Origin of the sequence: Microbacterium sp. CPCC 204701 (genome assembly GCF_004010105.1) — a bacterium.
GTDB lineage: Bacteria > Actinomycetota > Actinomycetes > Actinomycetales > Microbacteriaceae > Microbacterium.
The window spans coordinates 1-18,440 of the sequence record NZ_RRYE01000026.1 but is presented as its reverse complement, the minus strand read 5'-3'; the positions used below and the strand labels follow the sequence as shown (position 1 = coordinate 18,440).

Sequence of the window (18,440 nt, the reverse complement as noted above, 5' to 3'; positions counted from 1 at the left end):
CGACGGGGGATGCTGCTGCCGAGGTAGCAGCCGAGTACCCGTTTCTGCCCGAGGACGAGATCTGCTGTGAAGAGACCCTCCAGCGGTGTCGTCGGAGCCGTGACGCCGAGGATCACGAGCGTTCCCCCGGGTCCGATGAGTCCCGCCCCCATCCCCAGAGTCGCGGCATTCGAGACGGTGTCGATCGCGTGGCGGAATCGCTGGGGCCCGGCGAGCTCCGCACCGAGGTGAGCGGTGACATCCTGGGGTGCGCGTGTGGCGGTGGCACCGAGCCGTTCGGCGAGAGCGCGACGCGACGCGATTGGATCGATACCCAGGATGACGGTCGCACCCGCGATGCGCGCCGCCTGGACTGCCGCCAGCCCCACACCTCCCAAGCCGATCACGACGATCGTGTCACCAGCGGAGACTTCAGCGATGTTCGTGACCGCACCAAAGCCGGTCTGCCCGGAGCACGCGAGCACCGTGGCGAGGTCGAGCGGCAGCTCCTTGGAAATCCGCACGACGCATTCCTGCTGAACCACGGTGTACTCCACGAAGCCGCCAACGCGGAGGAGGCGGGTGATCGGCGCTGCGCCCCGCGATAGCCGAGTGGACCCGTCGGCCGCGACACCTCCTCGGCCGTACTGGCGCGTGCACGCGGCGGTCGCGCCGTTGAAGCACGCTTCGCAGTCGCCGCATGGGCCGATCATGCTGACGACCACATGGTCGCCCACCTCGAGATCCGTGACTCCTGCGCCGAGCACGTCGACCACGCCGGCTACTTCGTGCCCGAGAAGTCCCCCAGTCACGGCGGTCGGCGTCTCATCGTCGAGGACGTGGAGGTCGGAGTGGCACACGCCACACCACTCCACTCGCACGCGCACCTCCCCGGCCCGCGGCTCCTCGATCTCGACATCGTCGACGATCTCAAGCCTTCCTGGTGCCGTGAGCAAGGCTGCTGTGGCCATCTCGGACCTCCATGTCCCCGTGGATTCGAATGGCACGATGCTATTCACCGACAGCTTGGGGCCTGTCTAGTGGTGCTGCTGTTCCGCAGGACGGAAGCGGCCTGGCTCGCGACGCCGTGCCGCCCAGAGGAACAAAGGCCGGAGTCGGCGATCTCGAAGTGCTGCACGCTTACCGTTGACCCGTGCCCGGAGCAGCGCACGCCCTGCGCCCGCTCCTTCCGCGGGCGGCATGCCCGCGTTCGGATCAGAGAAAGAGAGCGTCATGGCGCAGGAAGAGATCACTCTCGAGATCGACGACGACATAGCGATGATCGGGATCAACCGTCCGGAGAAGCGCAACGCATTGCACAGCGCGATGTTCGTCAAGATCGGCGAGGCGCTGGAGACCGCCGGGCTCGAAGCGAAGGCGGCGGTGATCTACGGAGTCGGCGACCACTTCTCGGCCGGGCTGGATCTTGCGCAGATCCGCGACTCGATCGCGAAGGACCCAGCTCGCCGGCTGCAGATCGGACCGAACCCCGCCCATGTCGCATTCGACCGCATTCAGCGTGGACGCATCCCTGTGGTCGCGGCGCTCACAGGTGCGGTGATCGGTGCTGGGCTGGAGGTGGCGGCGTCGGCGCACATCCGTGTCGCGGATGACACCGCCTTCTTTGGCCTACCCGAGGCGCAGCGGGGGATCTTCGTAGGCGCTGGAGGATCTGTGCGCATCCAGCGGCTCATCGGCACCGCGCGCATGACGGACATGATGCTGACCGGACGCATCCTCTCGGCTGACGAAGCGGTCGCGCAGAATCTAGTCCAATACGTCGTCGACTCCGGCAGGGCGTTGCACGAGGCTGTCGAGCTGGCGCGAAAGATCGCCTCGAACACCCCCGAGTCCAACTGGGCGATCACGCAGGGACTGAGCAGGATCAACGACCTCACCTACGATGATGGCCTGTTCTTCGAGACGCTGGTGGCCCGCAGCGCGGTATCGGCGTCCTCGCACGAGCGACTCACCGACTTCGTGGAGAAACGCTCCGCACCCCTTGCCCGCCCGGCCGCCGGCACCAGGTCGGAGGGCAAGCGATGACCCTCACGCCCGTCGAAACCCATCCCGTTTCTCGGTTGCTCAACCCGCAATCCGTCGCGATCATCGGAATGTCCAGCAAGCCGGGCGCCTCTGGACGCAATCTCCTGGGTCATCTCGACGCGCACGGGTTCACCGGTGACGTTCATCTCGTCGGTAGAGGTGGTGGCGAGTTCGATGGCAGGACGGTCCTCACCCAGATCAGCGAGCTCCCGGAAGGGGTCGATCTCGCGCTCATCGCGTTGCCTGCCTCCGCGGTCGCGGACGCGGTGCGCGAACTCGCGGCGCGCGGGGTTCGCACCGGGATAGTCTACGCATCCGGTTTCTCAGAACTCGGCGAGGCGGGCCGAGCGGCGCAAGCGGAGATCTCCCGGATCGCGCTGGAGTCGGGGATGCGGTTGGCCGGCCCGAACTGCATAGGTTACAACAATCACGTCCACGGCATGCGCACCGTGTTTCTTCCCGGCGGTTCCCCGATCCCGACTCTTGCCCCTGGCGCGACCGGTGCGCTCGCGATCCTCGCACAGAGCGGGGGGCTCATGGGCCTCGTTACCTACGGCTTGGAAGCTCGGCGCGTTCCCGTCTCGTACGCCATCTCAACGGGCAATGAGGCGAGCCTTACCCTGGCCGACTATCTCGACTTCCTCGCCGACGATGATGCAACCGGCGGCATCGTCATGTACATCGAAGACATCCGCGATCCCGCCGGATTCCTGGCGAGTGTTCGCAAGTGCCGGCAGAATGGCAAGAGTGTCATCCTGACTCACGCCGGACGTTCGGAACGCGGCCAGCAAGCCACGGCGTCCCATACCGGAGCGCTCGCGGCCGACTACGGGGTCATGAAGGCGCTCGCGACACGTGCCGGCGCGTGTGTCGTTGAATCCATCGAAGAGCTCATGGACGTCGCCGAGATTTTGACTCGCTACCCGTCGCCACCGCGCGGCGGAATTGGATTCGCGACGACCTCCGGGGCTTTCTGCGCGCTTGCGCTCGACGCGGTGGCTCCGTTAGACGTCGACGTGCCCGCCCTCTCCCCCGCAATCGAGGAGCGCCTCAACGCTCGCCTGCCCTCCTACATGTCGGCGGCGAATCCGCTCGACGTCGGCACCCTCGTCGCGGTGGACCCCGACCTATACCACGATGCGGCGCGAGCGCTACTGGATGACGAAGCCATCGGAGCGGTCATTCTCGGGGTCGCATACTCTTCGGTGGCCAACAACGAGCGGATGCTTCGTCAGGTGATCAGGGCCTCGGCCGGAAACTTGAAACCGCTGGCCGTCGGTCTTCTCGGCGATATCGCTCCCGTTTCCGCGGAGCTGCGTGAACTGGCCGCCGAGAACAACGTCATACTCTCGAGCTCGCCCGAGCGTCTGATTCGGAGCATGGCGGCCGTCTTCCACTACGGGCGAGCGGTCACTTCGGCAGCTCGTCAGCACTTGTCGCTCCTTCCGGTTGATGCCCTCGAGTTCGGCGTCGAAGCCACGGTGGAGTGGGCCGCCAAGCGGGTGGCCGCCGGGATCGGCATCCCCGTACCGCAGGGTGGCTTGGCCACCACCGTGGAGGAGGCGATCGCTATCGCAGACCGCGTCGGTTACCCCGTCGCCGCGAAGGCGCAGTCCGCGAAGCTCATGCACAAGACAGAAGCAGGTGGCGTGGTACTCGGTATCGCCGGTGAAGCAGAACTGCGTCGGGCATACGAGCAGTTGGATAGCGGTGTAGGCGCGCTCATCGAAGGTGGGCTGGACGGGGTCCTCGTCGAGCAGATGGCGGACAAGGGCGTCGAACTGATGGTGGGCGCGAAGCGTCATCCGACATGGGGACCGGTCGTCGTGGTCGGGCTCGGTGGAGTGTGGGTTGAGGCGCTGGGTGACGTCCGCATCCTTCCGGCAGACCTGCCGATCGACGACATCGTCGCTGAGCTCGGCCGCTTGCGCAGCTCGAAACTGCTCGGCGCGTTCCGCGGTCGCGATCCTCTCGATGTGCGGGCCGTCGCAGAAACAGCCGCGCGGGTCGGCGAACTGATGCTGCGTCGCCCCGACATCCAGGAACTCGATATCAATCCGCTCTTGGCGACCCCGGAAGGGGTCACAGCGCTCGACGTCCTGTTGACGTTCACTGCCTATGGCAAGGGCGCCCGATGAGCGCCCGCCCGACCTGGCTGACCGCCGACGTCCTGCGCCGGCCCGATCCCGCTGTCGGCGGCGCGCACGCGCACGCGGCGCAGAGGGCTGCAGCGGAGTTCGAGGGCCTGCCCGTCATCGGCGAGGACTGGCGTCCCCGGGCGGTGGGGATCGTGGGCGCGGGGACCATGGGCGGCGGCATCGCAATGGCGTTCGCGAACGTGGGTGTCCCCGTCGTCCTGGTCGACCGGTCGTCAGCCGACGTACACCGGGGCATGGAGCGCATCCGCGCCAATTACAACCACAGCGTCACAAGAGGGCGTCTCGAACAGACCGTCGCCGACGAGCGCCTGGCCCTGATATCGGCCTCTGACCAGTTTGCGGCGTTGGCACCGGCGGAGGTTGTGATTGAGGCGGTGTTTGAAGACCTGGATCTCAAGCGTCGCGTGTTCGTAGACATCGATCGCGTCGCCGCCTCTGATGCGCTCCTGTGCACGAACACGTCTGGCTTGGACATCGACCGAATCGCGGAGGTCACCGGCCGTCCGGAGGTGGTGATCGGCACCCACTTCTTCAGCCCCGCGAACGTCATGAGGCTTCTGGAGGTCGTCTCTGGCGCGCGCACCTCACCGGAGACGCTCGCGAAAGTGCTGCGGATCGGCGACCTGATCGGCAAGATCCCCGTCCCCGCTGGCAACGCGCCGAGCTTCATCGGAAACGCCATGCTCGCCGACTACAGCCGGGAGACGAACTTCCTCGTGGAGGAGGGCTCTTCGCCCAGTGAGGTCGACGGCGTCCTCGAGGAGTTCGGCTTCGCGATGGGCCTGTTCAAGGTCGGTGACATGGCTGGTCTCGATGTCGGGTTGGACGCACGGCGACAGGCGATTCTCACACGGCCGAAAGACCGGCGCCATTCCGATCTGCGATTCGTGCCGATCGAGATGGGACGCCTCGGACAGAAGACCGGGGCCGGCTGGTACCGCTACGAGCCGGGGTCCCGCATGCCGCTGCCCGACCCGGAACTGGACGCAGCGCTCATCGATCATTCCGCGCGGATCGGGATCGAGCGCCGACAGATCGGTGCTGAGGAGATTGTCGCTCGGTGCCTCTACGCGTTGGTCAATCGCGGAGCATGGCTGCTCCAGGACGGGGTTGCCTCCAAACCCGGCGACATCGATGCCGTGTACGTGACAGGGTACGGATTTCCCGCGGACGTCGGGGGGCCGATGTTCTGGGCCGACGAGGTCGGCCTGGCGGCAATCGCGGCTGACATCGGACGGCTACACCAGGACTTCGGCGGCTGGTGGGAGCCTGCGCCGCTGCTTCTGGACCTCGCGCGGACCGGCCGACGATTCGCGGATTTGGACCCACGGAACGAGGGCTCGCGGTGACCGTCTATCAGCCTGCGATCGACGTGGACGGCATCGTCGCGCTCGACATGCACACGCACGTCTCGACATCCGTCTCCGCCGACCCGAGTGTCGTCGACGAGCGCCGCAGTCAGATGGCGAAGTTCTTCAAAGCCGAGGACGTGGGCGCAGGCACGCTGCCGGACCTCGCCCAGTATTATCGCTCGCGGAATATGGCGGCCGTCAGCTTCACCGTCGACAAGAACCCGGATGTGGCGCCGGAACTCACCGACGACGAGATTCTCGCGATCGCCGCACGTGAAAACGACACGATCGTCCCGTTCGGCAGCGTTCATCCCGCGCGCGGTGAGGCGGGAGCGCGGCGGGCCGAGGAACTCATTGCCGGCGGCATCCGCGGTTTCAAGTTCCACCCCAATGGACAGGAATTCTTCCCGAACGATCGAATCGCGTACGACCTCTATGAGGTACTGAACGCGCACCGCATCCCGGCTCTGTTCCACACCGGGCAGAGCGGCGCAGGTGCCGGCGTGCGCGGGGGTGGCGGGATCCGGTTGAAGTACTCGAATCCGCTGCACCTCGATGACGTCGCAGTGGACTTTCCCGACATGCCGATCATCCTCGCCCACCCGTCCTTCCCGTGGCAGGACGAGGCCCTCGCCGTCGCGGTCCATAAACCGCAGGTCTACATCGAGCTGTCGGGGTGGTCGCCGAAGTACTTTCCGCCGAACCTGGTGCAATATGCCAACACGCTGTTGCGCGACAAGGTGCTGTTCGGAAGCGACTTCCCGCTCATCACACCGGACCGATGGCTGCGCGACCTCGACGAGGTCGGCATCCGCGAAGAGGTCCACCCTGCCCTTCTGAAAGGCAACGCGATACGTCTCCTCAAACTGTGATTCACGTCCACCGCCGTGCCTCCCCACGCCAGGAGTATCCATGATCGATTTCTCCCTCTCGGAAGAGGAACGCGCGGTTCGTGACACGATTCGCCTCTTCGTCAACAAGAGTTGCGTCCGCTGGAGGACCGCGTTCTCAAGAATGAGCGGGAAGGACGTCGCTCCTTGGACCCCGGAACACTCACGGACCTACAGGACAAGGCTAAGTCGGCGGGTCTCTGGGGTATCACGACACCGGAGGAGTACGGCGGCATCGAGCTCGGACCCGTCATGCACGCGGTGATCGAGATGGAACTCGGCCGGACGTTCGTGCCCTTCAGTTTCGGCGGCGGAGCGGACAACGTCCTCTTCCATGCGTCCGACGAGCAGAAGGAGGAGTACCTCTACCCCGTCATCGCAGGCAAGAAGAAGGCGTGCTTCGCGATCACCGAGCCCGATGCCGGCTCCGATGCGACCAATCTCCGCACCTACGCACGTCAGGACGGGGAGGACTGGGTGATCAACGGCGAGAAGACGTTCATTAGCGGTGGGTCGGGGGCGGACTTCTGCATCCTGTTCGCCATGACCGAGGCCGGCGTCACGACATTCCTCGTGGACCGTGACATGGGTTGGAATCTTCGCCGATCCCGCTGATGGGAGACTGGGAAGCCGCCAGCCTCTCGTTCGAAGACGTCAGGGTGCCCGATCGCAATCTCCTCGGCGAGCCGGGGGGCGGTATGGAACTGGCACTGAACTGGATCGGCCAGAAGCGGTACGTCATCCCGTCGCGTGCCGCCGAGCGCCTGCCGGGCATGGCGGTCGAGTACGCCAAGATCCGCAAATCGATGGGGCATCCGATCGCCGACTATCAGGCAATTCAATGGCAGATCGCGGACAGCCAGGTCGAGATCGAATCCACCAAGTGGCTGACCCTGTACGCTGCATGGCGATCGCAGCAGGGCCTCGATGCCCGCCATGCGACGTCGATTGCGAAGCTGCACGGTGCGGTGATGGCCAACGAAGTCATGGACCGCGTGCTTCAGATCCACGGTGGTCTCGGTTACGCCAAGGAGCTTCCGATCGAGCGGTGGTATCGCAACGTCCGCGTCTGGCGCATCTTCGAGGGCACCGACGAGATTCAGCGACGCACCATCGCCCGCAATCTTCTCAAGGGTCACGCGACGCTAGGCAGCATCGGGGAATGACCATGAGGGCCGGGCGCGCTGCACGACCGGCCCCCTCCGCGAGTCGGGCCGCTTACCCGTTCAGGTGCACCGGGAGTGCGGACAGGGCCCGCACCACGGTCGGCAGATACGTGAGTTCATCTTCGGGCACCGCGAGCGCGTAGTCCGGGAATCGAGCCAAGAACGATTGAAGTGCGATGCGGGCTTCGAGGCGCGCCAGCGGGGATCCGAGACAGAAGTGGATTCCCTGGCCGAATCCGACGTGGCGCTCGATGTCGCGAGTGATGTCGATCTCATCCGGATTCTCGAACACCTGGGGGTCGTGATTGGCGGAACCCAGATAGGCGAACACCTGCCCGTGCTTGGGGATCACGGTACCACCAAGCTCGACATCCTCAGTTGCGGTCCGGAAGGTCGTGCGCTGCACGGGTCCGTCGAACCTCAGGAACTCTTCGACCGCGGATGCTGCGAGCTCGGGGTCGTCGAGCAGGAGCTGTCGCTGGTCCCTGCGCCGGCACAGCCCGAGCAGCATGTTCCCGATGAGTCCGACCGTTGTCTCATGCCCGGCGATCAGGAGAAGGAAGGCGTTGCCGATGAGCTCCTGATCGCTTAGTCCGTCACCCGAGTCGTGGCTGAGGATCATGCGGGACAGCACGTCTGGAGCGCTTTCGGGGTCGGAGAAATGGCTGAGTTCTGCGCGGCGGCGGACGATGAGCTCGGAGAGGTAGCCGGACAGGGCGACCGCACCCGGGTTCGGACCTCCGTTCGGGTTCGGCGCCGCCGTCGTGGCGGCGACTGACCATTCCCGGAACTGCGCGCGATCCTCCTCGGGGATGCCCAGGATCTCGCAGATCAGGGTAATGCTGAGCGGGTAGGCGAAGTCTGCGATGAGGTCGGCTTCGTCTCGTTCCGCGATCGCGTCGATCAGCCGGTTGGTGGTGGCGCGGACCTGCGTCTCCAACGCCGCAATTCGGCGAGGAGTGAAGGCAGGACCGATCAATCGGCGAAGCCGCGTGTGGTCTGGCGCATCGGTGTTGAGAAGATGAATACCCTGCTGCGAGAACACCATGCCTGACTTGCGCGCATCCTCCGTCTCGGGGAACCGTTTGGAGAAGCGCGGATCCTGCAACAACTGGACGACCTCGTTGAACGTCGTCACCGCGTACGCCGGCAATCCGGGCGGGAACGCGGTGTGCAGAACGGCGCCCCGTTCACGCAACTTCCGGTACCCGGCCCAGGGGCAATGAGACGCCTCGATGGCAACTGGTGTGGTGTCGACATCTCGCGCATCGACCGGTTGTGTGCTCATTGCTCTTTCCTTCAGTGAGTTCTGGCGCCCGAAGATCGGGTGGTAGGTTTCGCGTGAACGATTCAGGCCGTCCTCTGCACCTTGAGCACCCGCAGTTGGCTCGCCTCGGCCAGTCCTTGCGCGCCGAGCTCGCGCCCGAAACCACTCGCCTTGACACCACCGAACGGAATCTCGGGGTCGGGTGGCCCAGCGTGGGTGTTCACGAACGACTGGCCGACGTGAAGGCGAAGGCTGAGGTCGATGGCGCGATCCACGTCGCGACCCCACACAGAGCCGTCAAGCCCGAACTCTCCGCTGTTGAGCTCGTCGATTGTGCGGTCGAGGTCGTCGTACACGATGATGGGCAGCGCCGGGCCGAACTGCTCCTCGGCAGCGATCGGCCAGCTCGCTTCGACGCCGGACAGAATGGTGGGCTGCAGGAAGTAGCCGGGGTCGTCCCCGACGCGCGTGCCGACCTCGTGAACGAGCGCGCCGCGGGACCGGGCATCGTCCACGAGTCGCGTCACGGAGTCCTTCTGCGACTGGTTGTTTACAGGGCCCATCGTCACGCCGTCCGTGAGTCCGCGCCCGACCACATAAAGCTCGTCGGCCAGCGTTGTGAGCCCGTCGACGACGTCCTTCTCCAGTCGCCGCGGCACGAAGACGCGCTTGATGGCCTGACAGACCTGTCCGGCGTTGTGGAACGCGCCCCGAACCAGGATGGGAAGCGCATGGGCGAGATCGACGTCGTCGAGCAGAATGGCGGGGTCGTTTCCGCCGAGTTCGAGGGTGAGTCGCTTGAGCCCCGGGGCGGCGGCCGTCATGACTTCGCGGCCGACGCCCGTCGATCCGGTGAATGAGACCTTGTCCACCAGCGGATGCGAGGCGAGCTCGCCGCCGACGGCACCACTTCCGGTGACCGTGTTGATCACACCAGCCGGCACCACCTCGGAAAGGACCTGCACCATGCGCAGCGTGCTGAGCGGGGTCGTGGAGGCGGGCTTCACCACGACAGTGTTGCCCGCGCGCAGGCTGGCCCAGAGCTTCATGCCGAGGATCGTGATCGGGAAATTCCACGGTGTGATGATCCCGACCACGCCGATGGGAAGGTGGCGCGTGACGATCCGCTCACCCGGCGCGTCCCGGAGCACCGCCTCGCTATCCTCAAGATCCGCATACCAGTCGAGGATCTTCTGGCTTCCGCGCAGCTCGGAGGATGCCTGCGCGAGCGGCTTGCCCTGCTCGCGACTGAGGAGCTCGGCGAGCTCGTCCTCGTGCGCGGTCAGAACAGCGGAGCAGGCGGAGAGCACGCGCCGGCGCTCGTCGGAGGAGGCCGCCCACTTCGGGAATGCAGCACGCGCGGCGCGCACGGCCAGGTCGACCTGCTTCGACGTGAACACATCGACGGTGTCCACGATCTCGAGTGTCGCCGGATCCTCCACCTCGCGACCGACACCCTCGCCGATCTCGATTCCCCCAACGACATTGCGCATCTGAGCTCCTGATCATTCTCCGTTGAACTGACTGCACGCTACGCGACAAGCTGTCGCTCGGGAGAGGGGGAGCGGCGGGTGTTCCGCTATGCGAGACCCGGGGCTGTGGTCACCTCGGGTGCGTGTTCCGGCAGAACACCGCCGACGGCCCCGGCTTGGCGGAGACGTCGGCGGTGTGTGTGCGAGCGAAGTGTCAGTTCAACTCGCTCTCGAATACGCCCATCAGTCGTTGCGCCTCGGCGAAGGCGCCTTCCGAGAAGGTCGGTATTACGACCGAATCAGCAAGTTCCTCCGGCGTGATGCCCTCCGGGAGCGGCTGGTCGGGCATGAGCGGGATGTAGCCGTTCTGAGCCAATGACTCTTGTGCCGGGTCGGTGAGGAGCCAATCGAGGAACACCTTCGCCATTTCGGGATTCGGCCCATCCTTGATAAGTGCGGCTGGGGTCACGCTCTGCGCGGTCGTCGCGCCGATATAGGCGAACGGCGCGCCCTGTGCCACGCCGACCGTCACGTAGCCCTGGCCCCAAACGGCGAGGTCACCCACCCCGGTACTGAGCGGTTGGGTGATCGCAGCGGCTGACTCGGTGATGATCGGTTCATTCGCGACGAAATCCGCCACCCACTCGTCGTCGATGACGCCCTCCAGGCTGAGGCCCGAGAACAGAACCGTTGGCAGGGCCAGTATGGTCGGATCGGGAAGCAAGACCCTCCCCTTCCACTTCGGGTCGAGCAGCTCATCCCATGTCTTCGGCACGTCGTTCGCCGAGAGAGCCTCAGTGTTGTAGGCGATTCCGAAGCCCGAGCTGTAGGGGGCGAACCAACCCTGCTCCTCGCTCACCGCGTAGGCGGGCAGCTCGTCTGAGCCTTCGGGGAGGTACGGTTCCCACCAATCTTGTTTCCCATCGCCCCACGGGCCGTAGGGATCCAGGGTCGAGGTCAGGACGACGTCGCCGACGTGTTGACCGCTGGCGAACTCGCTCTGGAGGCGAGTCGGGAGGTCCTGACCCACCAGTTTGACCGCATTGACGCGGATGTTGGGATATTCCTCGTTGAAGGCCTTGATCACCGTGGCCTCGAGCTCGGGGGCACCAGGCCCGTAGAGCGTGAACTCCCCGCTCAGGGCCGCAGGATCACTCTCGGATCCCGCCTTCTCGTCCCCGCCAGGCGCGGTGGTGGTCCCGCCGGAAGCGCAGCCTGCCAGCGCGACGACGAGAGCAACGCTCCCCAGTATTGTTCCCCGCACCAAGTGCCGAACAGTCATTGCATCTCCCTTGATGTGTGCATGCGCCTGCGGCTTACGCCTCGTGCAAGCGACGCCGCTTGTTTGCGACACGTAGGTTATGCGGCTGGGATCTGTCTGCCCGATGGCACTACGAAAGTTCCTCGCTGTGGAACGGAACGGTCATCCCGCTAGAAGGAGCTCTTCGCGTGAGATGTCCGAGATGGGTGGCGGGCCAGCGAGGGTGACTACCATCGGGGATCCGCGCCGAACCGCGGTTGCAGCGGGCGATGCAATGCCCATGCCCGCCGCGATGACGATCTCCTCGAATGCAGTTCACGAGCTGTCTCTTGTGATCGGCCTGCTGGTGGGGCGCGAGTCCTCGCCCGAGGACGCCCGACAGCCGGAGCGATCTCGATACACCCCCGTGGGCCCGAGGCCTGTTCTCGTTCGACATCCCAATCACTGGAACTCGTCCCTCGCGTCCCGCTGGGCGGAACCCTCTCAAAAGGGCGCGAGACGGCTCCAGGCGCGTTGTTACGGTGACGCCAGGCCGCGACCACGGTCGGACGACACGGGTCCGAACGCATGACGATGGGGTTATGAAGCGGCTCGCGCGCACCGCGCTTGTGAACCCCGACCCGCAGCCGCCATCCGTGCTGCGTGATATGAGAAGGGGAAGCACATGAGAAGAAGCATCAGCAGCGGCGCGACGCTCCTGGCAGGCGCCCTGGCGCTCGGCATGATCGCGACTGGTTGCGCGGGTTCGCCGGCTCCGGCGACGACGGACGCAGGCGGGACAAATGCGGGTGATGGCTGCTACGAAGGAACTGCGCTGGGCGACACCATGGCCGAGTATTACGACGCCGCCGTCGAGTCCGGCAAGTCGTCGGTGACGGTGTACGGCCCGGGCGCCGTCAACTGGGAGCCGCTCGTGGAGAATTTCAACCAGTGTTTCCCCGACATCACGGTGAACCTCGTCCACCTGGTCGGATCGGAAGTGATCACACGACTCCAGGCCGAGGCGTCGAGCGGTCAGCGTGCCGGTGACCTTCTCTTCGGAACCATCAATAACGGCGTATTCCTCCCGGAGTTCGACGATTGGTTCGAGCCTTTCGCGCCGGTGGGCGCCGAAGAGCTCGTCCACCATGACGAGGACCTCTGGTACGTGCCGTACGCCGGCCTGTTCGGCTACTCGTACAACACCGCAAGCGTGCCGGAGGACGAGGTCCCCCGCACCTACGAGGATCTTCTCGACGAGCGATGGAAGGGCAAGATCGCGAGCAACAACCTCACTGCCGCAAACGCCGGGACGCAGACAATGGTGCTCGCCTACCTCGACGGTCGGATCGACGACGAGTGGATGACCAATTACGGCGAGCAGGACCTCAGGACCCTACCCGACGGCGCGGCTATCGGGCAGGCGCTGGTGACGGGCGAGGCCGACATCGCGGAGTATCCGATGTCGCTCCTGCAGGCGAACAAGGCCGACGGCGCACCCGTGGACTTCATTCCCGAGCTGAGCCTGCTGGCCTACATTCCGGTCGGTCTGCTTAAGGACGCGCCAAACCCCGATGCTGCGAAGCTTCTCTCGAGCTGGCTGATGACCGACCAGGCGCAGGCGGACTTCGCACTTCAGGGACAGTACGGCCTCATGCCGGGCGCGCCGCACCCTGAGGGGCTGACGGACGAGAATCACGTGATCAACGAAGTCGCTGACACCCAGGAAACGCTCGATGCGTGGAAGCACGTACTGGGGTTCTGGTCAGCGAAACAGTGATCGCACACGCCGATGAATGACCCGATCACCACCCCAAGGGAGCGAGGAAGCCGTGGCGCAGAGTTTCTGGGAGAACGCGCGGACGCAGCCGGACCGGCCGGCACTCGTAGCTGAGGATGGGACAGTCCTCAGCTACGCCGAAGCCGCCCGGCTGGCCGACCGATGGGCGACGCTGTTCGCCGAGCTCGGCGTGAAGCCGGGGGAGACGGTCTCTGTCATGGCGGGAAACTCGCCGTCATGGCTCGTCGCCTACATCGCCGCCTTGCAGAGCGGGCTGTACTTCACACCGGCCGCGGTGAAGGCGACCGGCGACGATCTCGCTCTGATCTGGGGTGACAGCGCGACGCGCCTCATCATCGTGGACCAGGACGCGGTGAATGCCGCGTCCGAGGCAGCCGATCGCGTGGGCATCGATCCGTCCCGTCGTCTCTCCTTCGGTAACGACGAACGCTTCGTCGCCATCAGCGCGGCTGCCGACGCGCTTCCTGCGTCGGCACACGTCCCGCCGCACCGTGCCGGCATCCGCATGATGTACACCGGCGGCACGACGGGCGCACCGCGCGGCATCCGTCACCCGTTGCCAGAGGTCACGCCGGAAGAGGCGGCCGCGCCCATCGTCGCGTCGCCCCTGTTGCTGGGCATGCGCGAGGGCGACTCCAGGCACCTCGTCTCGGGGCCCTTGTATCACGGCGGACCGCTCGCGTACGCGACTGCGGCCCTGCACCTCGGGTCCACGGTCGTGCTTCCAGCCGGGTGGTCCACCGAGAAGATCTTGCGCATGATCGACGAGCACCGCGTGAACTCGACCTTCATGGTGCCCACGATGCTGTCGCGAATCGCGGCGATGCCCGAGTCCGAGCGTGGTGCATACGACCTGTCGTCGCTCGAGGCGATCATCCACGGTGCCGCACCCTGCCCTCCGGCACTGAAGCACAGCATCATGCAGTGGCTGGGACCGGTTATGTACGAGTTCTACGCGGCCACCGAGGCTGGGGGCACATATGTCACGCCCGAGGAGTGGCTGGAGCGCCCCGGCACGGTCGGCCGGCCCCTTCCCGGCGCCGAGGTGTACGTGTTTGACGAAGACGGCACACCGTCGCCGCCATACCAGACCGGACGCATCCACATGCGCTCGCGTGCGACGGGCGAACTGGTGTGGCCAGGCGACCTCGGCTACTTCGACGATGCCGGGTGGCTCTTCCTTACTGACCGGGTCGCCGACGTCATCATCACGGGCGGGGTCAACGTCTACTCCGCCACCGTTGAGTCTCGCCTCGTGGAGTTCCCCGGCGTTCAGGAGTGTGCCGTGATCGGCGTCGCGGACCCAGATTGGGGGGAGGCGGTGACAGCTGTGCTCGTGACGAGCTGGCCGGAGTCGGAACGCGCCGAGCGTGAGGACGCGCTGCGCGCGTTCGCTGCCGAGCGGCTCACGCCCGCCCAACGGCCCAAGCACTACGTCGTCACCGCCGCGCTCGCCCTGACAGCGGCCGGGAAAGTCGACAAGCGTGCCCTACGCTCGCAGTACGCCGCACTAGTAGGCGCGAAGTGACAAGGGACGTCGTCCTTATTGCCAACCGCGGCGAGGTCGCCGTGCGGATCAATCGGGCCGCCGAGGCGCTCGGCATAGAAGCTGTAGCAGTGTTCAGCGCCGACGACGCCGGCGCAATGCACCGCCGCGTCGCCGACCGCGCCACGCCGCTCGAGGGCATCGGCGCGACGGCGTACCTCGACGTCGAGGCGATCGTGCGCGCGGCCAGCGACAACGGCGCGAACCTGCTTCACCCCGGATGGGGCTTTCTCAGCGAGCAGCCTGAACTCGCCCAGCGGTGCGCGGACGCGGGCATCACGTTCGTCGGCCCGTCAGTGCGCACTCTCGAGCTGTTCGGCGACAAGGTCCAGACCCGCGAGGTAGCCGGCAGCCTCGGCGTGCCCATGGTCACGAGCACCGGGCCCACCACCCTGGACGGTGCCGAGCGCCTTCTCGCGGATGCCGCGCCGGGCCACGGGATCATGCTCAAGGCCGTCGCCGGCGGCGGCGGCCGCGGCATCCGCGTGGTCAAGCAACCCGACCAGCTTGAGGCCGCCTTCCGCGACTGCGCTGCCGAAGCGGTCAACGCGTTCGGCGACGGCCGCCTGTTCGCCGAACTGTTCATCCCGAACAGCCGCCACATCGAGGTGCAGATCGTCGGCGACAACACAGGCGACGTCGCGGTGCTGGGCGACCGCGACTGCAGCGTCCAACGCAATTGGCAGAAACTTGTCGAGATCGCGCCTGCCCCCGGCCTGCCGGCGGAGATCCGCGACCAGCTGCACGACGCAGCTGCCGCTCTCGCGCGGGCGGTGGGCTTCACGGGAGTCGGCACGTTCGAGTTCCTCGTGGACGCTGATCCCGGCGCCGACGCGTGGTACTTCATGGAGGCGAACCCGCGATTGCAGGTCGAGCACACCGTGACGGAGGAGGTCACAGGCATCGACATCGTTCAGACTCAGTTCGGCATCGCCCGCGGCAAGACGCTGCGGGACCTGGGGCTCGTTGACTTCCCGCGGGCGCCTCGCGGCGTTGCGATCCAGTGCCGGGTCAACGCCGAGACGATCACGAGCCGCGGTGTGCTGCCGTCGTCGGGCACCATCTCCGAGCTGACGCTTCCCGAGGGTTCTGAGGTGCGCGTCGACACCGGGTTCGAGACGGGTGATGTCCTGTCGTCGCGCTACGACTCGCTGCTCGCGAAGATCATCGTGCACGAGCCCGCCGACGACCTCCCATCGGCCGTCGCCCGCGCCCGCGATGCAGTCGGCTCGCTGAAGGTTGTGGGCGTCGAGACCAGTCAAGACCTGCTGCTCGCCATCCTCGACGATCCGCGCCTGGCCGCGGCGGCGCTGACCACGCGCTTCCTTGAGCAGCACCTTACGCGGTCCGGCGCCGCCGAGGAGCGAGCGGCGTCGGTAGACGCCGACGGGCACGTGGCCGTGCTCGCCGAGACCGCCGGGATCGTCACGCACCTCGATGTCGCCGTCGGCGAACTCGTCGAGGCCGGTGATGATCTCGTGCGTGTCGAAGTGATGAAGATGCAGCACGGGTCGCTCGCGCCCGTTTCCGGCCGGGTCGTGGAGGTGCGAGTCGCCCCCGGCGACGAGTGCCTGCCCGGCGCGGTCCTGGTCGTCATCGACCCCGTAGACACGGGGGAGGCGCCGACGTCACGCCGCGCGGCCAAACCGACGGGGGACGGCATGGCCGTCGAACTGCGTGCGCTCTCGGACCGGCGCCGGCTGGCGCAGGATTCCGCCCGTCCCCAGGCGGTCGAGCGCGCGCACGCGCGCGGACTCCTCACTGTCCGGGAGAAGTTGACCGCGCTGGTGGACGAGGGTTCGTTCATAGAGCTGGGTCAACTCACAATTGCGGCGCGACTGTGGCGGGACACCGAGGAGGACCTCGCCCGCAGGACACCCGCCGACGGCGTCGTGACGGGAACCGGTGTGCTCGGCGCCGCCGAACACGCGCAAGCGCCGGGGCGCTGTGCGGTCATCGCGTATGACCCCTCCGTGCTCGCGGGAACACAGGGTCTGCTCGGGATGCAGAAAGTGGAGCGCCTGCTCGAGCTCGCTGAGCGCTCGCTGCTTCCCATCGCGCTGATAGCCGACGGCGGCGGCGGGCGCCCGGGTGACGAAGCGCCGGGCACCTCCGCCAACCCGCTGCGTGCTTTCCACCAGCTCGCCCGGATCTCCGGGCGCGTGCCCATCGCCGGGATGGCGTCGGGAGCATGCTTCGCCGGGAATGCGGCGTTGCTGGGCTGCAGTGACGTCATCATCGCGACGCGCGGTGCGAACATCGGGATGGGCGGACCCGTTGTCGTCGACGCCGCCCGCCTCGGTAGCTATACGGTCGCCGAGATCGGTCCCGCCCCCGTGCTGCACGACGCCGGCGTCGTCGACATCCTGGCCGACGACGACGCGGACGCTGTCGCGCGATTGCGTCGGGTGGTCGGGTACTTCCAGGGCGATCTTGCCAACTGGGAATGCGCCGATCAGGAGCTGCTGCGCTCGGCGCTTCCGACCGATCGCCTACGCGCCTACGACGTGCGCGATGTGCTCGAACTCATTGCCGACATCGGCAGCGTGCAGGAGCTGAAGGGCGGGTACGGGCCGAGCATGGTCACCGCCCTCGCGCGCATCGAAGGGATGCCGGTCGGCGTCATCGCCAATAACCCGAAGTCCAACGCGGGGGCCATCGACCAACCCGGCGCAGACAAGGCGGCGCGATTCGCGAGCCTGTGCGAAACGTTCGGACTGCCCGTCCTCTTCCTATGCGACACCCCGGGGTTCGCGGTCGGTCCCGAAGCGGAGGCTGCCGGCCAGTTGAGAGAACTCTCGAGTTTCCTGATATCCGGCTCGAAGTTGAGCGTGCCGTTCGCGACGGTCATCACGCGCAAGGCGTATGGTGTCGGCGCGGTCGCGATGTGCGGAGGGAGCTTCCGCGCGCCCTGGTCGACGATCGCCTGGCCGACGGCAGAGATCGGCAGCATGGCGCCCGAGGCGATCGTGCGGCTCTCGGCCTCTAAGGAGCTCGACGCGATTGCCGACGAGACGGAGCGCGCCGCCGAGTTCGACCGTCGCGTGCAGTCGGCGAAGGCGAAGACGGCTCCGCTCGGCGCGGCTGCGCGCTTCCGGGTCGATGACGTCATCGACCCGGCCGACACCCGCGCCCTCGTTGCGGCGGTGATCCGGCAGGGCCGGCGCGCAGCCGAGTCGTCGGCCGACGACCGTCGCTGAGCGCGGTCCGACCGCCGGCTCAAACCCCTTGCTTGTGGGGTCCTGAAGTCCCACGGACCCAAGCCTCACGGTGCCGACTGTTGGATCATTCCGAGGAGTCGCCTTGGGATGCCGACATGCAGCGGAGGCCGTGGTCCTCGACGAGCGTGCTGCTTGACAGGAAGCCCTAGATATCAGTCCGGCCGAGCGCGCCCGACGCCCGCAGCGCGTCGATCCGCTCCACGTCGTACCCGAGCGACCGCAGCAGCTCGTCCGCGTCCGCCCCGGCCGCGGGCGGATCGTCCGGCGCCGCGAGCGTCGTGCGGCCGAACCGGGGCGCCGG

General features: G+C 66.6%; 13 protein-coding genes. 9 read left to right on the top strand and 4 right to left on the bottom strand.

All coding sequences use genetic code 11. The annotated features are described in order from the left end of the window. On the bottom strand, nucleotides 1-950 hold a 950-nt coding region (locus EIO58_RS03895; RefSeq protein WP_127818375.1), incomplete at its 3' end, for an alcohol dehydrogenase catalytic domain-containing protein. A gap of 262 nt (nucleotides 951-1,212) precedes the next feature. Between EIO58_RS03895 and EIO58_RS03890 the strand changes: the two genes are divergently transcribed. The 6 genes from EIO58_RS03890 to EIO58_RS19255 all read left to right on the top strand — a co-directional run bounded on the left by EIO58_RS03890 (nucleotide 1,213) and on the right by EIO58_RS19255 (nucleotide 7,592). After that, nucleotides 1,213-2,025 carry a crotonase/enoyl-CoA hydratase family protein gene (locus EIO58_RS03890; RefSeq protein ID WP_127818374.1) on the top strand — a complete coding sequence of 271 codons (813 nt, stop codon included), beginning with the start codon at nucleotides 1,213-1,215 and terminating at the stop codon, nucleotides 2,023-2,025. Beyond that, nucleotides 2,022-4,163: an acetate--CoA ligase family protein gene (locus EIO58_RS03885; protein ID WP_127818373.1), complete on the top strand. Its 2,142-nt coding sequence runs from the start codon at nucleotides 2,022-2,024 to the stop codon at nucleotides 4,161-4,163. The genes EIO58_RS03890 and EIO58_RS03885 overlap by 4 nt, the downstream gene beginning before the upstream one ends. After that, the gene (locus tag EIO58_RS03880) at nucleotides 4,160-5,533 is read left to right on the top strand and encodes a 3-hydroxyacyl-CoA dehydrogenase (RefSeq protein ID WP_127818372.1); all 1,374 of its coding nucleotides are present in this window, start codon (nucleotides 4,160-4,162) and stop codon (nucleotides 5,531-5,533) included. Before EIO58_RS03885 ends, EIO58_RS03880 begins: the two co-directional genes overlap by 4 nt. Before the next feature lie 23 nt (nucleotides 5,534-5,556). Beyond that, on the top strand, nucleotides 5,557-6,408 hold the full coding sequence (locus tag EIO58_RS03875) for an amidohydrolase family protein (protein WP_342447964.1): 852 nt from the start codon (nucleotides 5,557-5,559) through the stop codon (nucleotides 6,406-6,408). Between the two features lie 165 nt (nucleotides 6,409-6,573). Beyond that, the gene (locus EIO58_RS19260) at nucleotides 6,574-7,041 is read left to right on the top strand and encodes an acyl-CoA dehydrogenase family protein (protein WP_240658557.1); all 468 of its coding nucleotides are present in this window, start codon (nucleotides 6,574-6,576) and stop codon (nucleotides 7,039-7,041) included. Beyond that, nucleotides 7,041-7,592 carry an acyl-CoA dehydrogenase family protein gene (locus tag EIO58_RS19255; protein WP_240658556.1) on the top strand — a complete coding sequence of 184 codons (552 nt, stop codon included), beginning with the start codon at nucleotides 7,041-7,043 and terminating at the stop codon, nucleotides 7,590-7,592. Before EIO58_RS19260 ends, EIO58_RS19255 begins: the two co-directional genes overlap by 1 nt. Before the next feature lie 52 nt (nucleotides 7,593-7,644). Here the strand turns inward: EIO58_RS19255 and EIO58_RS03865 are convergent, their stop codons facing one another. From EIO58_RS03865 to EIO58_RS03855, 3 genes are all read right to left on the bottom strand, one after another. Beyond that, nucleotides 7,645-8,880, bottom strand: coding sequence for a cytochrome P450 family protein (locus EIO58_RS03865; protein ID WP_127818371.1), 1,236 nt, complete (start codon nucleotides 8,878-8,880; stop codon nucleotides 7,645-7,647). A 62-nt stretch (nucleotides 8,881-8,942) separates the two neighbouring features. Continuing rightward, nucleotides 8,943-10,352, bottom strand: a complete 1,410-nt coding sequence (locus EIO58_RS03860; protein WP_127818370.1) for an aldehyde dehydrogenase family protein — start codon at nucleotides 10,350-10,352, stop codon at nucleotides 8,943-8,945. Nucleotides 10,353-10,545: 193 nt separating this feature from the next. Then, a complete protein-coding gene (locus tag EIO58_RS03855) occupies nucleotides 10,546-11,613 on the bottom strand; it encodes an ABC transporter substrate-binding protein (RefSeq protein WP_127818369.1) in 1,068 nt (355 codons plus the stop codon). 643 nt (nucleotides 11,614-12,256) lie between these two features. On the opposite strand from EIO58_RS03855, the gene EIO58_RS03850 reads away from it, so the two are divergent. Genes EIO58_RS03850 through EIO58_RS03840 form a run of 3 tightly spaced genes read left to right on the top strand, consistent with a single transcriptional unit; the run spans nucleotide 12,257 to nucleotide 18,118 of the window. Next, complete coding sequence (locus EIO58_RS03850) at nucleotides 12,257-13,351, top strand: ABC transporter substrate-binding protein (RefSeq protein ID WP_127818368.1); 1,095 nt, start codon at nucleotides 12,257-12,259, stop codon at nucleotides 13,349-13,351. A gap of 52 nt (nucleotides 13,352-13,403) precedes the next feature. After that, on the top strand, nucleotides 13,404-14,900 hold the full coding sequence (locus EIO58_RS03845; protein WP_164861521.1) for an AMP-binding protein: 1,497 nt from the start codon (nucleotides 13,404-13,406) through the stop codon (nucleotides 14,898-14,900). Further along, a complete protein-coding gene (locus EIO58_RS03840; RefSeq protein WP_127818366.1) occupies nucleotides 14,897-18,118 on the top strand; it encodes an acetyl-CoA carboxylase family protein in 3,222 nt (1,073 codons plus the stop codon). The genes EIO58_RS03845 and EIO58_RS03840 overlap by 4 nt, the downstream gene beginning before the upstream one ends. The last annotated feature ends 322 nt before the right edge of the window (nucleotides 18,119-18,440 follow it).

What these genes read in the sequence shown, in the direction of transcription:
- EIO58_RS03885 (WP_127818373.1), top strand. Translation starts at nt 2,022, where the DNA reads ATGACCCTCACGCCCGTCGAAACCCATCCCGTTTCTCGGTTGCTCAAC.
- EIO58_RS03855 (WP_127818369.1), bottom strand. Translation starts at nt 11,613, where the DNA reads ATGACTGTTCGGCACTTGGTGCGGGGAACAATACTGGGGAGCGTTGCT.
- EIO58_RS03880 (WP_127818372.1), top strand. Translation starts at nt 4,160, where the DNA reads ATGAGCGCCCGCCCGACCTGGCTGACCGCCGACGTCCTGCGCCGGCCC.
- EIO58_RS19255 (WP_240658556.1), top strand. Translation starts at nt 7,041, where the DNA reads ATGGGAGACTGGGAAGCCGCCAGCCTCTCGTTCGAAGACGTCAGGGTG.
- EIO58_RS03865 (WP_127818371.1), bottom strand. Translation starts at nt 8,880, where the DNA reads ATGAGCACACAACCGGTCGATGCGCGAGATGTCGACACCACACCAGTT.
- EIO58_RS03850 (WP_127818368.1), top strand. Translation starts at nt 12,257, where the DNA reads ATGAGAAGAAGCATCAGCAGCGGCGCGACGCTCCTGGCAGGCGCCCTG.
- EIO58_RS03860 (WP_127818370.1), bottom strand. Translation starts at nt 10,352, where the DNA reads ATGCGCAATGTCGTTGGGGGAATCGAGATCGGCGAGGGTGTCGGTCGC.
- EIO58_RS03890 (WP_127818374.1), top strand. Translation starts at nt 1,213, where the DNA reads ATGGCGCAGGAAGAGATCACTCTCGAGATCGACGACGACATAGCGATG.